The sequence below is a fragment of the Chryseobacterium sp. KBW03 genome, from assembly GCF_003852415.1.
In the GTDB taxonomy this organism is placed as follows: Bacteria; Bacteroidota; Bacteroidia; order Flavobacteriales; family Weeksellaceae; genus Chryseobacterium; species Chryseobacterium viscerum.
Window position 1 is genome coordinate 49,701 of record NZ_QAJO01000004.1, and the last position, 14,288, is coordinate 63,988.

The following is a 14,288-nucleotide window of genomic DNA, read 5'->3' on the forward strand; positions in this document are numbered from 1 at the left end:
TATATTTTTATTTGTGATAGTATCTGTAGAATCCTACTCTGGAATGGCTTCTTGTGGTTCCGTCACGGTATGTTTCCGTTTTGGCACAGTCGCAGACCTGATTTCCCTGGTAGGTAAGATATACAAACCATGTCATGAAAAAACTACCAATCAGGCAGAGTATCCAGTTTTGTTTTATATAGTTTAAAATATTAGTCATACGATGTAGAATAAGGTGAGTTTGAACTGTTTTTCCATTTATTCACATTAAAGAAGTACCTCCCTATATAGATAGCCACAAACATAGCGACCATTATGAATAAAATAAATCCAAAATTCCAGAATGAAATGGGAAGCCAGGTTGCCTTGAGCTGTACATAAGTATTGCTTGAAATGGGATCTGTAGTGAGCTTAGGCGCTTCAGCATTAATCAGGGAGTCCAGCTTTTGAGTTCCGAAAGACGCTTTAGTAAGTCTGACTACTTCCGATGTATCTTTTTCCAGTGTCTTTCCGTCTGCAAAGGTTGTGGTTTGAGCCTTAAATAGATCGGTGACCTCTATAGTTCCTGATTTATCCCGGGATATCATCACCTTTGAATCTGGAGACTGAAGGTTGGAAAAGGTAGGTAAAGAACCTTCCTTCTCTGCAGAAATAAGAAAGTGATATTTTCCGGAGCTTACTCCACAAAGATTAAATTCTTCGGACTGACTTCCTTCTGACCAGCTTTCCCCATCTTCATATCCGTGGTATTGTTCGATATCTTTAGAGGTATAGATGATTTCATTGGTTTTTTCATTCACAAGACTTAGCTGGATATTCGCCCAGGAATTATCAACACCTGAAAAAGCACTCACCTTTAAGGGTGCTGAGCCTCCTGAAAGAGCAAAACTCTTGCTCACCATTTCTTTGCCCTGTACATCTGCAAAATTGATGGTCTCCGCAAAAACAGTTTCATTAGTTCTTGAAGTATACACATACAACTGAAGCAGACATATCATCAATGCAGCCGCACAAAAAATATTTATAGTCTGTTTGATATCAAAATAATAAGGCTGAACAATCCCTACTCCTGTATAATGAGGGAGATTGGCTATTTTAAAAGCTCTTTTAACATCATATTTTGAAATGTGAACTCCGTAAAAATACTGGCTTTTCTTGCTGGTCTTCTCCTGAGAGATCATACGGGTTCCGTTGACATATTCTTTGTAGGTAGCAATACTGAAATCCACATGTTCATCAAAAAAACCGGCTGCAGCTTCAATACTGCACTGGGAGTTTTCGTACCAGCGATAAGTTCGTCCGAGATAGGTTGGTAATCTCGAATTTTTACCTTTAAAATCATCGGGATGCATAGAAATCAGGAAAACCCAATGTCCATCACTTTCACTCAGGAAAGCATCATTTCCTTTGCTGTCTTTTAAATAGTATTCGCGCCAGAAAATACTGGAGCCATATTTCTTGACAATGATAGCAACGACCGTATATTCTACACCTTCAATTTTCCCTTTCTGTCCGACGTCCAAGACCACGTTTTCTGTCGGTACTTTCAAATGCTTGATTTGTTTGTTTCCGGCTACATCAATGAGATGATAGCAGGTTTGGCAAACATATTCTTCAATAGGAAAACTGAGATCTAATTTATTTTCTGATTCGCATGCTGGGCAGACATAATGCATTTTTATCTGTAAATTTTGTGTTTTTGAATGGTATTAGCTTTAAAATACTGAACCACTTCATCTGCGATCTGCTCTACTTTTGTGGTATTATCCTGGGTATAATTACATAGGAAAACATCAAAAGTAAGCTGCTTAAATTCCGGCCACGTGTGGATACAAAGGTGCGACTCTTTAAGGATCACTGCCGAAGTAAAACTCTCATTTTCAAAAACATGATTGGTTACTCCTACAATTTCTACATCTTTAGTTTTCAAAATTTCTTCCGTAAACGTCAGAAAACCTTTGCTGTCTAATAACAAATCTTCTGACTCTGTTTCCAAAGTCAGAAGAATATGTAAACCTTTACTTGATAATGGGTTCAATTAATTTTTTCGTAAATATATTATTTTTTTGGAAGAAAAACCTCAGCAAGCATACATCTTGCGCTTCCTCCTCCATTTACTTCAATGGTATTGAGGTCTGAATAGATAATTTTGCAGTATTTTTCAATAGCTGCAACCTGTTCTGTTGTTAAAGACTGGTAAGCAGTCTGGCTCATCACCAGGAATTTCTCTCCGTCTTTGTTCTGAACCTGAAGCATATTTCCTGCAAACTGCTGCATCTGGTCTTCTGAAATCTCAATAATTTCTTTTCCGGAACCTTTAATGGTTTCAATTACCTTTTCTCTTTCCAATTCATCATCGATACAGTCAAGGCAGATTACTACAAACTGATCAGCCACACACATCATTACGTTGGTATGATAAATAGGAAGTCTTTCCGTTCCTACCGTCTGGAATGAATGGAAAACAACCGGAGTGAAGCCATATTTTGTACAGAATTCTCTGAACAGTTTTTCATCTAATCTTAAAGACACAGAACCGTAAGCAATTTTATTGTCATGATCAAAAATCATACTTCCCGTTCCTTCCAGGAAGTGCCCCTGTGTTTCAGAAAAAGACCAGTCATCAATTTCAGCGACTTTAAAGCCCTGATCCTGGATGCTTTCAATAATATCTTCTCTTCTTTCCACTCTTCTGTTGGATGCGAACATCGGGTATAAAACCACTTTTCCGTCTTTATGGAAACTTACCCAGTTATTCGGGAAAATAGAATCCGGCGTATGAGGATCCAATGTATCTTTTATCGTGATTACATTGATTCCTTTTCCTCTCAGTTTTCCAACAAAGGTATTGAACTCAGCCAAAGCTTTGAACTGAATATCAGAACCTGTCTGTTCCACCTGGAAGTAATTGTTTTTCGCTGTTTCAGCGTTGTAACCGAATGCAATCGGCTCTATCATTAATACTGTATCTGTTGTTTGCATTTTTTTTGATTAAAAGATTGAAAATTAAAAGATTGAAAGAGTACACTCTCCCACTCTCAAACCCTAAGACTCTCCCACTCAATTATTCTCTTACAAGCGGCATGGTAGAGCATCTCAACAAACCACCCATTTTGGAGATTTCTCTGTAAGGAATTTCTTCAACGGTCATTCCCCATTCGTTTCTCAAATGGTTGTTCATTCTTGTGAATGCTTTGTCAGAAACTACTATATCAGGAGAAATAGAGAAAATATTAGGGACCATTTCAAACATTTCTTCATCATTGATATGGAAACAGTTTTCTTCTCCGAAAATATCGATGATTAAACGGTAGTCGCTTTCATCTACGAATCCGTTTTTATAGATAATACATTTGTCTTCTCCTACCGGATTGAATGTACAGTCCAAATGCAGAATACCTTCAAACGGAATTTTATCGTTTTTCTTCAGTTCCAGGTCAATGATTCTTTTCTTTGGAAAATATTCTTTTAATATTTCAATGGCATACTCATTGGTTCTTGCCGTCTTATAGTTTCTGTAATCTTCGCTGAAACAGGTTCCGATGAAAATAAAATCATCCCATACGATAACATCCCCTCCTTCAATATGGGCTGTTTCCGGAAGATTGATAATTTTTCTCCATGCTACTTTTTCAAAAACATTTTTGTATGCGCCCTGCTCATCTGCTCTGTCTGCGATCACATTGGAAATGATCATTTTATCATCAATTACAAAGGCTACATCTCTTGAAAAAACCTGATTGTAATCTTTAATGATACTTGGACGCAGTACTTCAACGTCATACTTTTTTAAAACCGCTTCAAAAGCGTTCATTTCATTAATAATATCCTGTTCTTTAGGATAAATATTATGTTCGATTGAGTAATATGACTTTGCGTCATAACTTTCCTCTAGTGTGGGAACCGGTCCCAGTGAATTAGGCTGGCCTAGAACTACTGACTTCAGCCTACCCGTTTCATTTTTAATGTTTAGTCTCATAAAGATTTATGCAATACTACAAATATAAGTAAAGGTCTCTACCTATAAAACTTTTGGATTATTTTATGCATTAAATTTGAATGTGTCCAAAATTGTTTTTTACTATTTTTTAACAAAAAAGGAAAAGTATTATTTCAAAAACCTCTACAACCTACTATATTTCATCTACATAAGTATTAAAAAACATATTATTTTTATTATTTAAATTCATATCTTAGTGATATAGTTTTCGCGAAATTATAGATCATAAAACTTAACTATTAACACCAAAAATCAAAGTCATGAACAAGAACAATCCAGTGCTGAAAAACGCACAAAAATTAGGAAGAGAGCAACAAAAATCCGTTATGGGAGGAGCACCAATCTCTACAGCCAGAAGATGCTGTGAATGGGATGATACAGGAAAATGTTATATCTGGACATGTGACAGATGCCAATGTCCTTAATACAAATGAAAGCCTGCTTTTTCAAGCAGGTTTTCTTATCTCGCTCTGTTTTCTTCTTCTGTTTTCTGGGTTTCTTTTACCTGATATTTTGTACTTCCTATGCTGTAAATGAGCGAAAATACCAGCCGGCTGCTATCCCACCAGTGTGTAAGGCGGTTATCCATGATCTTTTTGTGCCGGAATTCCAGTTGTTGTTCATATGAATCCAGGAGATTATTAAACCCGATTTTAGTGTTCAGTTTATTATCAAACCAAGACTTCTGAACTGATACATCTATGGTATATCTTGGTTTAATGATGTAAAGACTGTTACCTGTTTTGGACTCATAATTGGCAAAAATATTCACCGTGTATCCTTTTGGAAGTGAAAATACCTGATTGATTCTTATTCCATAATTATAAATGTTCAATGCAAAAACCTCATCCAGATAAGGCATGAATTCATAATTGTAATTTCCTGTGAACTGGCTGGTGATATTCCACCATTTTGTAATTCTGACCGGAAAACTGGTTTCAAAAACAGCGAAATTCCGATACGGAAGATTGGTTCCCAAATATTGCAGTACGTTCGTTTCCGGATTGTAAATGGGATAACGTGTCATGAAATCTTTTTCTTTTCCGACCGTAAAGCTTGTAACCCAGTTTTTATAACGATAGGTAGCTTTGATCTGACTGGTAAATGAAGGCCGTAAATAGGGATTTCCGATCCAGTAATTGAGAGGACTGAAATAAAACCTGAACGGATTAAGCTGCGAGAAAGCCGGTCTTGTTATCTTCCTGCTATAGGAGAGAGAAAGTTCACTGGACTTATTAAAAGTATAGCTTGTACTAAATGACGGAAGCCATTCCAGATAGTTTCTTGAAACAACAGAATCTAAAGTAACCGCATTGGAAACACTGTTTGTATTTTCAAATCTTAACCCGGCATTGATCTGCAGATTTCCTATTTTCTGTCTGTACGAGAGATACCCTGCCCATATTTTTTCTTTATATGAAAATACATTACTTCGCGTAGGGTCAAAAACAAACTGATTTCCGACAGACAATGTATCGTACCTGATATTATTATGGGTGTCGGAATTACTGTACTTGATTCCTGCCTCGATGTCTATATTATTTATTTTTTGGGAAGCATCTATCTGAGTGGTATAGATATTAATTTTGTTAAGCAGATCAGACTTCCAATAAGACAAAAGATTAGCTGTAGCCTGATCTTTATTGATAAAATCATCATCCTGCTTATTTTTAACGGCAAGATAATTTCCTAAAAAACTGAGTTTAAATCCTTTATTTTGGAAAGAATAATCGGCTGTTATTCCATAATTATCCTGCAAATAATTTGTAGGATTTTCACTCACAGTATGAAACACCAGTTGTGTTTCATTTTTATCAGTAGCATAAAGTGATCCGCTACGTGTACGGTCATTTTCCCGGAAGTTACTTCTTAGACTGATCCCGACTCTGTTGTTATCATTCAGCCTGAAATCTGCTCCTGCCTGAATATTATAGACTTTTCCGAAATCCTCCTGATAGGTATTGGTACGCATAACATTGGTATTCACTAACCGTTGCAACGCTTGATATCGATAGGTTGAAATTCCTTCATTATAACCGGCCTGCAGATTGTAGGTTGCCTTTCCTGTATGATAAGATAGGTTGAGTGCATTTTCCCGGTAGTTGAATTTATTAGTATACACATTCCCGCTATAGTTTGCTTTCCAGCCAAGGTTGGTGTTCTTTTTTAATTTAATATCAATAATTCCTTTAAATTCTGCATCATATTTTGAAGAAGGATTGGTATTTACTTCTACAGATTCTACCATTTCGGGTGATAAAGACCGTAAGTATGCCTGTATCTCCTGATTACTCATGACAACAGGCTTGCCATCAATAAAAATGGCAGGAGTAATTCTTCCCCCAATAAAAATTCCGTCTTCCTGGTCTACTGTAACACCGGGTGTTTTTCTCAGAACATCGAGAAGATGGGTAGAGGTTTTAAAGTCATTATTTCCGGCAACAGCCATTACCACATTTCCATCATTCAGTTTCATCTTTCTTGGAGCTGACTGGATAACAACTTCTGAAATATTGGTTGTGGAGGACTCTGTTTTTGTCAGAGAATCTGAGGTTACTTTCTGTGCTTTTCCATAAAATGAGAGAAGCAAGAACAGTATCAAAAACCATAATTTGATCATCATAAATATTAAATTTTATGACATCAAAAGTATCGGGTTGCCGTAAAAAAAGGGTTTTGAAATTAAAATTCCGCAGTACTGAATTATAAATCCAAACTCTGAAGCCTAGGCTCAGTAAGGGTTTTTGATTGTTTGTACAAAAGCGGTGTTGTATTTTTTATCTTCTTAAAAGTAGAAAAGAAAGTTGATTTGGAATTAAATCCTACTTCATACCCAATCTCCTCAATTTTCAAATAGGATCCATTTTCAATTTTTTCACAGGCTTCACTGATCCTGTATTCGTTGATATAAGTAGAAAAACTTTTATCCAAATTATCATTCAATAGTTGGGAAAGCTGATGGGCAGACATATTCATCCTGGAAGCCAGATCGCTCAGTTTAAGATTCGGATTTCGATAAAGTTCTTCAGCACTCATCAGCCTCTGTAATCTGGATACAAAATTATCGGCCTGTTCTTCTGAAATCTTTTTATTGGAATATCTTCCGGCTTCTTTTACCGGGAGCTGTTGATGTTTTTTATTGAATAAGATCAAAAAGTTGGCATACAGCACAAATGAAAATACAAGACTCCCTCCCGCACAGTATATCTGTATCCAACCTGTAGAAATCAGCTGATATGTCAAAAAGATAATCACATTACTGATCAGCACCGGAAGAACAAATTTGTTTGGGTTTGTATGGTTCTGTTTAACCAAAATATAATACTGATACACCGTAAGAAATATAAATACAGACCAGGCGGTATAAATGAAACTTCCAAAATAGTGATCCCATGTAACAGGAAACACCAAATATAATAACCCGACTGCTCCTAAAATAATCGTTAGTATCCCAAACCACTTCTGACAGCTCTTCCAATCAAATTGGTCCTGCTGAAAGGAAGATTTCACATAGTAATATAAGGCAGGGCCTGTAAAAAACAGGGCCGACAATCCCAAATGCGGGATAATTCTTGGTAAATCAGGATAAAAGTAGATGCATACAGAAATTCCTACTCTTGTACTCAGCATTAAAAGAAGAAGTCCAAGGAAGAAGTCTGGCAGGTATTTCAGTTTTTTAACAAACAGCAGATAAATTCCCAGCAGGAATCCATTGAAAGCTCCTACCGCACTAAAGAAAAATAACAGCTGCTGTCCTAAAGTCATTGTATATTAATTTTTTACAGTAGTAAATTTAATCAAATTATTGTATCCGGTTTTCTATAATTTTTTGTAAAATAGTAAAAATTGCCCTTAAGGCTGCTCAACATTATTCTCTGATCCGTTTTCCAACCTTTTTAAAATCAATCTTCGTAAACGTTCTTCGTGATCATCCCCCCATTTTCCCAGTGCAGCAATCACAGGAATGAGTGTCTGCCCAAACTCTGTAAGCCTGTATTCTACTTTTGGGGGTAAAACAGGATAAATTTTCTTAGTCACGAGATCATGCTCTTCAAGTTCTTTCAACTGTACATTCAAAACTCTACGGGAAGCATCAGGAATCTTTCTCTGCAGCTCGCTGGGTCTTTGATATCCCTCATTAATAAACCACAGCAAACGGATTTTCCATTTACCATACAACACTTCTGCAATCAGATCGAGACCGCAGTTCAGGTTGGGTGGGATTTTTCTTTCATACATAAAACAAATGTAGCACAAAGACATGATACCACAATAGGGGATAAATTTATCCCTATGTGATTCGTAACCCCGTACTTGTATGAGCCCGTCATACTCCTGAAATTTGTACAAAAAAGAAATCATGACAGAATCATTTAATTTCAACAACGAATTATCAGATAAAATCGCTTTGGTAACAGGGGGAACAAAGGGAACCGGAAAAGCAATTGCCGAAAGATTATTAGCTGCAGGCGCCATTGTAATTGTCACTGCAAGAAATCAACCTGAAAATATGAACAACCGCCTTCATTTTATTGCAGGCGATCTGAGTCAGCCAAAAGAAACCGAAAAATTGGTACGGGAAGTTCTTTCCACATTTGGCAGACTGGATATTCTGATTAATACCCTTGGCGGTTCAGATACGCCCGGTGGTGGTTTTGCTGTTCTCAGTGATGAAGATTGGGAAAACACCATTCAGACGAATCTTCTCGCGCCAGTCCGTTTAGACAGAGGATTTCTCCCCCAAATGCTGGAGCGAAAGAATGGAGTAATTATCCATATTGCCTCTATTCAGGGAAGATTACCTTTATTTGATTCTACATTACCCTACGCAGCTGCTAAAGCTGGACTTATCAACTACAGTAAAGGTTTATCAAAAGAAGTTTCCCCAAAAGGGATCCGTGTACTCACTGTTTCTCCGGGCTGGATTATGACTTCATCAGCAACCCGAATGATGGAACGTATTGCTGATAGTTCAAAGATCACTATTGAAGAAGCTACGCAAAGTGTTATGGATGCACTGGGAGGGATCCCTATCGGTAAACCGGCACAACCTGAAGATATTGCAGAGTTTGTTGGTTTTCTAGTTTCTCCAAGGGCTGGATATTTAACAGGAACCGAATATGTAGTAGATGGCGGCACCATTCCTACTATTTAATTATTAAAAATAACAATATGAATCTACCGAACATTTTACAGGAATTTTTAAAAGCACAGAAGCTTTTTGACAGTACATCTTTTTCCAATTGTTTTTCGGATCAGGCAACTGTGTTTGATGAAGGAAAAATATATAGCGGAAAAGAGGAAATAAGGCAATGGAATGAGATATCTAACAGTGAATTTCAAACATTGTTTGAAGTACAAGATTTTTCAACAAGGGATCATACAATTCTTTTAAGGATCAATATTTCCGGTTCTTTCGATGGAAGCCCAATACTGCTAAATTTTCATTTCAGAATTGAGAGCAATCTTATAACAGCTTTAATTATTACTGAATAAGTTGTAAAAAAAAAAAATCCCAAAGTAAACTTTGGGATTTTTTTATTATGATAAAAGCAAATATTATCTGCTTGCGATATCGATATAGTTTCTTTCCTGAGCACCTTGGTAAACCTGTCTTGGTCTTCCAATCGGGTCTCCTTTTAGTCTCATTTCTTTCCACTGAGAAATCCATCCTGGAAGTCTTCCTAATGCAAACATTACGGTAAACATTTCTGTAGGAATTCCTAATGCTCTGTAGATAATTCCTGAATAGAAGTCTACGTTTGGATATAGTTTTCTTTCGATGAAGTACTCATCCTCAAGTGCTACTCTTTCTAACTGCATTGCAATGTCAAGAGCTTTATCCTGAATACCAAGTGCAGTAAGGATATCGTCAGCAGCTTTCTTGATGATTTTCGCTCTTGGGTCGAAGTTTTTGTAAACTCTGTGTCCGAATCCCATTAGACGGAAGTTATCATTTTTATCTTTAGCTTTAGCAACATATTTAGATACATCACCACCATCTTTCTCGATAAGCTCAAGCATTTCGATTACAGCCTGGTTAGCTCCACCGTGAAGTGGTCCCCAAAGTGCAGATACTCCAGCAGAGATAGAAGCGAAAAGACCTGTGTGAGCAGAACCTACCATTCTTACTGTAGAAGTAGAACAGTTTTGCTCGTGGTCAGCGTGAAGAATTAATAATTTATCTAAAGCACCTACCACTACCGGATCAATTTCAAAATCAGCGTTTGGTAATCTGAATGCCATTTTGTAGAAGTTCTCTACATAGTTTAGGTTGTTATCTCCGTGGTTTAATGGTAAACCTTGAGTTTTTCTGTAAGTCCAAGCACAAAGGTGAGAGAACTTAGCAATCATCAGCTCAGCTGCATGATCCATTTCTTCTTTAGAGTTTACATTAACTGCTTTAGGATTAAAAGCTGTCAATGCAGAAGTCATAGAAGATAAAACTCCCATAGGGTGAGCAGAACGAGGAAAAACATCAATGATCTTTTTCATTTCGTCTGCGATGAAGTTATATTTTTTAATATTATTGTCGAATGAAGTAAACTGATCCTGGTTAGGTAATTCTCCATGTAATAAAAGATACATTACTTCAGTGAAGTTAGATTTTTCAGCAATTTGCTCAATTGGATAACCTCTGTAGAATAATTCTCCTTTATCTCCGTCTAAGTAAGTGATGTCGCTAATAGTAGCTCCTGTATTTTTGTAACCTAAATCCAGAGTGATCAAACCTGTCTGGTCTCTTAATTTTGAAATATCAATCCCTCTGTCTCCGATAGTACTATCCACGATTGGATATTCATATGAATTACCGTCGTAATTCAATATTACTTTGTTGTCTGACATTATTTATTTATTTTTTTTAAATATACCACTTTCCATAAAATACGGCAAACAAAAATTATCGCTTGCCGTTATTTATAAATTCAATTATCTTTTTATTTTAAATGCTTCTAATCCTGGGAAAATTGCAGTTTCACCTAGTGCTTCTTCAATTCTCAACAGCTGGTTGTATTTTGCCATTCTGTCTGATCTTGAAGCTGAACCTGTTTTGATTTGTCCACAGTTCATTGCTACAGCTAAATCAGCAATAGTAGAATCTTCAGTTTCTCCTGATCTGTGAGACATTACTGAAGTGAATTTGTTATTCTGAGCCATTTGTACCGCTGCCATTGTTTCAGAAAGAGAACCAATCTGGTTTACTTTTACAAGGATAGAGTTGGCAATATTTTCTTTTACTCCTCTTGATAGCCTTTCTACGTTGGTAACAAATAAATCGTCTCCTACTAACTGAACTCTGTCACCGATTTTATCAGTTAACATTTTCCAACCTTCCCAGTCATTTTCCTGCATACCGTCTTCGATAGAAATGATTGGATATTTAGCCGCCAATTCCGCAAGGTAAGAAACCTGTTCACTGCTTGAAAACTGAGCTGCATCCGGAGTCTGGAATTTTCTGTAATCGTAAATTCCATCTTTGTAGAATTCAGAAGCGGCACAGTCAAGTGCTAACATAATGTCGTCACCTGGCTTATAGCCTGCTTTTTCAATTGCCTGAAGTAATGTATCCAAAGCATCTTCAGTTCCTTTGAAAGTAGGAGCAAAACCACCTTCGTCACCTACCGCAGTAGATAAACCTCTTGAATGAAGAATAGATTTAAGATTGTGGAAAATCTCAGTTCCTTTTCTCAATGCATGAGAGAAAGAATCTGCTTTTACAGGCATAATCATGAATTCCTGGAATGCGATAGGAGCATCTGAGTGAGATCCACCATTGATAACATTCATCATAGGAACAGGAAGTGTGTTGGCATTCACACCACCAACATATTTATATAGAGGCATTCCTAATTCTGCAGCTGCAGCTCTTGCTACGGCCAAAGAAACACCAAGAATTGCATTAGCACCAAGATTTCCTTTGTTTGAAGTTCCGTCAAGATCAATCATAATCTGATCGATATAGTTTTGTTCGAAAACCGGTTGTCCAACTAAATTCTCTGCAATTACTTCTTTTACATTTTCAATAGCTTTCAGAACTCCTTTTCCCTGATATTCTGAACCACCGTCACGTAATTCTACCGCTTCGTGTTCTCCTGTAGACGCTCCTGAAGGTACAGCAGCACGGCCCATTGCCCCACTTTCTGTAAATACATCTACTTCGATGGTAGGATTTCCTCTGGAATCTAAAATCTGTCTTGCTTCTATGTAAGAAATTGCACTCATTTTTTATTTTTTTAGTTTAGACAAATTTAATCAAAATTAAACTTTCAGGGGTATTTCAAGGGATTTTTTTGAAATAAATGCAAGTTAAATTTTAGTTAATTTATATTATGATAACTCTACAATTTCTTTGGGTGGAATTTGCAGTTTAAAATGGGAAAAAGAATCATAAAAAAACTCCAGATATCAAAATACTGGAGTTTGAAATTAATTTTAAGGTCACTTATCTTCTCGTTTTGTTCTGATAGCCCTAAAAAAGGACAATACAGCAATACCGTTTCATTTTTAAAGCTTTCATGAGATGTTGTTATTTTATTTTCTGGGGGAAGGAGATAATAAACCCGCTAAAGCGCCTATTGATCCTGAGGAAATGGTTGCAAAGATTGTCACTAATTGAGCATCAGGAGATTTCCCTTGATTCCAGAAAGAGATAAGAATAAGTCCTGCTATAATGGCAATCACTGCCAATCCAAGCATCAGTACAATAATTCTGTAGATCCAATAATCTGTGTCTTTCGGATTTTTTATCTCAACATTTTTAATAGCCTCTACAGGATTTGTTTTGAATTTATCCTGAAGATCACTGTTGTTTTTTAAAGCAATTTCTAAGTCTCCAATACTGTCGTTAATAAGAGTTTTCATGGCTTTTGGTTTTATAGATCAAATTTCCATTAAAAAACCATATCTGTCAATTACACAAAAGGGTAATTTATAAGAGTGATGCTGTCATTATGTTGATCTATAATGTTATTTTGAAGATCAAAGAAGTTCCTGGATTTTGGGATAAGATATTGCATTCACCAGATAATTCAGTCATTCTCCTTTTCATATTTCTGAGGCCGTTTCCTTTTGGCTGGTCATCTGAAATCCCCATTCCATTATCTTCGATTTTCATATAAAAGTTATCTTTATCCTGAGAAAATGAAAGTTTCAAAGTATTTGCCTGACTGTGTTTATACACATTATTGACCGCTTCTTTCAAACAGAGAAAAAGATTACGCCTCATTTCCGCGGAAATAGAAGTTTCAGTAATGATATCTTCACATTCTGAACGTAATACTATTTTTGTTTTCTTTAAAAAATTTCCGGTATACAAGATCGCATAATCGATAAAACTCCCCAATGTGTCATTTCCTGAGTTCAGACTCCAGAGCATTTCTCTCATGGAGATGTTCATTTCTTCAGAGGTCTTCAGAAGTTCATCGATATCACTTTGCAGATCATCGTCTTCTGCTTTCTGTTTCAGAAATTCTGCCTGAAGTTTCAATGCTGAAATTCCTGCTCCCAGGTCATCATGCATATCGAGGGAAATACGTTCCCGTTCCTGTTTCAGCACTTTTTGTTTTTCGAGTTCTTTCTGCAGGAGCTGGTTTTGGTGTTCGGCTTCTTTGAGCTGTTGTTCTTTCAGGTATAAAAGCTGCTTTCGATTGTACATTAATACGACGAAAATGGTAAAAGCAACCAAAAGCACAACCAGTAGTAATGCTATTAAAAAAATAAGTTTTATTTCTGAGGGTAAAGACTTCATTTTTTATCCATCGATTTATATTTGTGTAATGCAATAAAGAATAAGACACAGCATACAATATTGATTATATTTAATATCTGTTTCAGAAGTTTTAGAAACGGTTTATCAATTTCATCCAAAAGATACATCGGAATAATTCTGAAAAGAAAAAAACAGCTCCATAAAAGTATCGAAGTTGAAATCCAAAAGACGGGATCTTCTGTAATTTTTGATTCACTGATATTGTTTAATTTATAACTACACCAATACAATACCTGTAGTATATTGACCACACAATAAGTGATCGCAATATTCAAATTATACTTATCAACATAAAAAAGCTCAATATTCAATAGTATTGCTATTAAAGCTATTATTACAATGGTAATTACTATTTTCTTGTTTTTAATGTAGCGGAAATAAAAGGTGATAAAATAAAAACTATTGAAAAGATTCAGATAATTATACTGAATTGATTTAGTTGAAATAAGATTAATTTCTGAAAAAAAATCTACAGCAAAATTGACGATTAAATACAACAAAAAATAGTCTTGAGAGGATAATTTTCTTCCTCTCAAAACT

At 36.1% G+C, this 14,288-nt stretch carries 15 protein-coding genes; 3 read left to right on the forward strand and 12 right to left on the reverse strand.

What is annotated here, in order from left to right:
• Positions 1-7: 7 nt before the first annotated feature.
• The 5 genes from DBR39_RS08175 to DBR39_RS08195 all read right to left on the reverse strand — a co-directional run bounded on the left by DBR39_RS08175 (position 8) and on the right by DBR39_RS08195 (position 3,958).
• On the reverse strand, positions 8-199 hold the full coding sequence (locus DBR39_RS08175; protein ID WP_228447795.1) for a hypothetical protein: 192 nt from the start codon (positions 197-199) through the stop codon (positions 8-10).
• The gene (locus tag DBR39_RS08180) at positions 192-1,655 is read right to left on the reverse strand and encodes a DUF4178 domain-containing protein (protein ID WP_124532156.1); all 1,464 of its coding nucleotides are present in this window, start codon (positions 1,653-1,655) and stop codon (positions 192-194) included. Before DBR39_RS08180 ends, DBR39_RS08175 begins: the two co-directional genes overlap by 8 nt.
• A gap of 2 nt (positions 1,656-1,657) precedes the next feature.
• Complete coding sequence (locus DBR39_RS08185) at positions 1,658-2,017, reverse strand: S-adenosylmethionine decarboxylase family protein (protein WP_103233310.1); 360 nt, start codon at positions 2,015-2,017, stop codon at positions 1,658-1,660.
• Between the two features lie 20 nt (positions 2,018-2,037).
• Positions 2,038-2,961: a citrulline utilization hydrolase CtlX gene (gene ctlX / locus DBR39_RS08190; protein ID WP_124532158.1), complete on the reverse strand. Its 924-nt coding sequence runs from the start codon at positions 2,959-2,961 to the stop codon at positions 2,038-2,040.
• Between the two features lie 82 nt (positions 2,962-3,043).
• A complete protein-coding gene (locus tag DBR39_RS08195; RefSeq protein ID WP_103233312.1) occupies positions 3,044-3,958 on the reverse strand; it encodes a dimethylarginine dimethylaminohydrolase family protein in 915 nt (304 codons plus the stop codon).
• A 281-nt stretch (positions 3,959-4,239) separates the two neighbouring features.
• Here DBR39_RS08195 and DBR39_RS24205 point away from each other — a divergent pair, with 281 nt between their 5' ends.
• Positions 4,240-4,404, forward strand: a complete 165-nt coding sequence (locus DBR39_RS24205) for a hypothetical protein (RefSeq protein ID WP_165790500.1) — start codon at positions 4,240-4,242, stop codon at positions 4,402-4,404.
• Positions 4,405-4,439: 35 nt separating this feature from the next.
• On the opposite strand, the gene DBR39_RS08200 is transcribed toward DBR39_RS24205, so the two are convergent.
• The 3 genes from DBR39_RS08200 to DBR39_RS08210 form a co-directional block, all read right to left on the reverse strand.
• A complete protein-coding gene (locus tag DBR39_RS08200) occupies positions 4,440-6,602 on the reverse strand; it encodes a TonB-dependent receptor domain-containing protein (RefSeq protein ID WP_124532160.1) in 2,163 nt (720 codons plus the stop codon).
• A gap of 80 nt (positions 6,603-6,682) precedes the next feature.
• Positions 6,683-7,744, reverse strand: a complete 1,062-nt coding sequence (locus DBR39_RS08205; protein ID WP_124532162.1) for a helix-turn-helix domain-containing protein — start codon at positions 7,742-7,744, stop codon at positions 6,683-6,685.
• A gap of 87 nt (positions 7,745-7,831) precedes the next feature.
• Complete coding sequence (locus DBR39_RS08210; RefSeq protein ID WP_124532164.1) at positions 7,832-8,218, reverse strand: winged helix-turn-helix transcriptional regulator; 387 nt, start codon at positions 8,216-8,218, stop codon at positions 7,832-7,834.
• Between the two features lie 121 nt (positions 8,219-8,339).
• Between DBR39_RS08210 and DBR39_RS08215 the strand changes: the two genes are divergently transcribed.
• Positions 8,340-9,134 (forward strand): SDR family oxidoreductase, encoded by a 795-nt coding sequence (locus DBR39_RS08215; RefSeq protein ID WP_124532166.1) that lies wholly within the window; start codon positions 8,340-8,342, stop codon positions 9,132-9,134.
• 17 nt (positions 9,135-9,151) lie between these two features.
• On the forward strand, positions 9,152-9,475 hold the full coding sequence (locus DBR39_RS08220; RefSeq protein ID WP_124532168.1) for a nuclear transport factor 2 family protein: 324 nt from the start codon (positions 9,152-9,154) through the stop codon (positions 9,473-9,475).
• A gap of 63 nt (positions 9,476-9,538) precedes the next feature.
• On the opposite strand, the gene DBR39_RS08225 is transcribed toward DBR39_RS08220, so the two are convergent.
• From DBR39_RS08225 to DBR39_RS08240, 4 genes are all read right to left on the reverse strand, one after another.
• Positions 9,539-10,825 (reverse strand): citrate synthase, encoded by a 1,287-nt coding sequence (locus DBR39_RS08225; protein WP_103231534.1) that lies wholly within the window; start codon positions 10,823-10,825, stop codon positions 9,539-9,541.
• 84 nt (positions 10,826-10,909) lie between these two features.
• Positions 10,910-12,202, reverse strand: coding sequence for a phosphopyruvate hydratase (gene eno / locus DBR39_RS08230; RefSeq protein WP_124532170.1), 1,293 nt, complete (start codon positions 12,200-12,202; stop codon positions 10,910-10,912).
• A gap of 309 nt (positions 12,203-12,511) precedes the next feature.
• On the reverse strand, positions 12,512-12,841 hold the full coding sequence (locus DBR39_RS08235; RefSeq protein ID WP_124532172.1) for a hypothetical protein: 330 nt from the start codon (positions 12,839-12,841) through the stop codon (positions 12,512-12,514).
• A 97-nt stretch (positions 12,842-12,938) separates the two neighbouring features.
• Positions 12,939-13,727, reverse strand: a complete 789-nt coding sequence (locus tag DBR39_RS08240; protein WP_124532174.1) for a sensor histidine kinase — start codon at positions 13,725-13,727, stop codon at positions 12,939-12,941.
• Positions 13,728-14,288 lie beyond the last annotated feature (561 nt).

Bases quoted from the DNA above. Each gene is read 5' to 3' on its own strand.
- DBR39_RS08175 (WP_228447795.1), bottom strand. From the start codon at position 199: ATGACTAATATTTTAAACTATATAAAACAAAACTGGATACTCTGCCTG.
- DBR39_RS08180 (WP_124532156.1), bottom strand. From the start codon at position 1,655: ATGCATTATGTCTGCCCAGCATGCGAATCAGAAAATAAATTAGATCTC.
- ctlX (WP_124532158.1), bottom strand. From the start codon at position 2,961: ATGCAAACAACAGATACAGTATTAATGATAGAGCCGATTGCATTCGGT.
- DBR39_RS08195 (WP_103233312.1), bottom strand. From the start codon at position 3,958: ATGAGACTAAACATTAAAAATGAAACGGGTAGGCTGAAGTCAGTAGTT.
- DBR39_RS24205 (WP_165790500.1), top strand. From the start codon at position 4,240: ATGAACAAGAACAATCCAGTGCTGAAAAACGCACAAAAATTAGGAAGA.
- DBR39_RS08200 (WP_124532160.1), bottom strand. From the start codon at position 6,602: ATGATGATCAAATTATGGTTTTTGATACTGTTCTTGCTTCTCTCATTT.
- DBR39_RS08205 (WP_124532162.1), bottom strand. From the start codon at position 7,744: ATGACTTTAGGACAGCAGCTGTTATTTTTCTTTAGTGCGGTAGGAGCT.
- DBR39_RS08210 (WP_124532164.1), bottom strand. From the start codon at position 8,218: ATGTATGAAAGAAAAATCCCACCCAACCTGAACTGCGGTCTCGATCTG.
- DBR39_RS08215 (WP_124532166.1), top strand. From the start codon at position 8,340: ATGACAGAATCATTTAATTTCAACAACGAATTATCAGATAAAATCGCT.
- DBR39_RS08220 (WP_124532168.1), top strand. From the start codon at position 9,152: ATGAATCTACCGAACATTTTACAGGAATTTTTAAAAGCACAGAAGCTT.
- DBR39_RS08225 (WP_103231534.1), bottom strand. From the start codon at position 10,825: ATGTCAGACAACAAAGTAATATTGAATTACGACGGTAATTCATATGAA.
- eno (WP_124532170.1), bottom strand. From the start codon at position 12,202: ATGAGTGCAATTTCTTACATAGAAGCAAGACAGATTTTAGATTCCAGA.
- DBR39_RS08235 (WP_124532172.1), bottom strand. From the start codon at position 12,841: ATGAAAACTCTTATTAACGACAGTATTGGAGACTTAGAAATTGCTTTA.
- DBR39_RS08240 (WP_124532174.1), bottom strand. From the start codon at position 13,727: ATGAAGTCTTTACCCTCAGAAATAAAACTTATTTTTTTAATAGCATTA.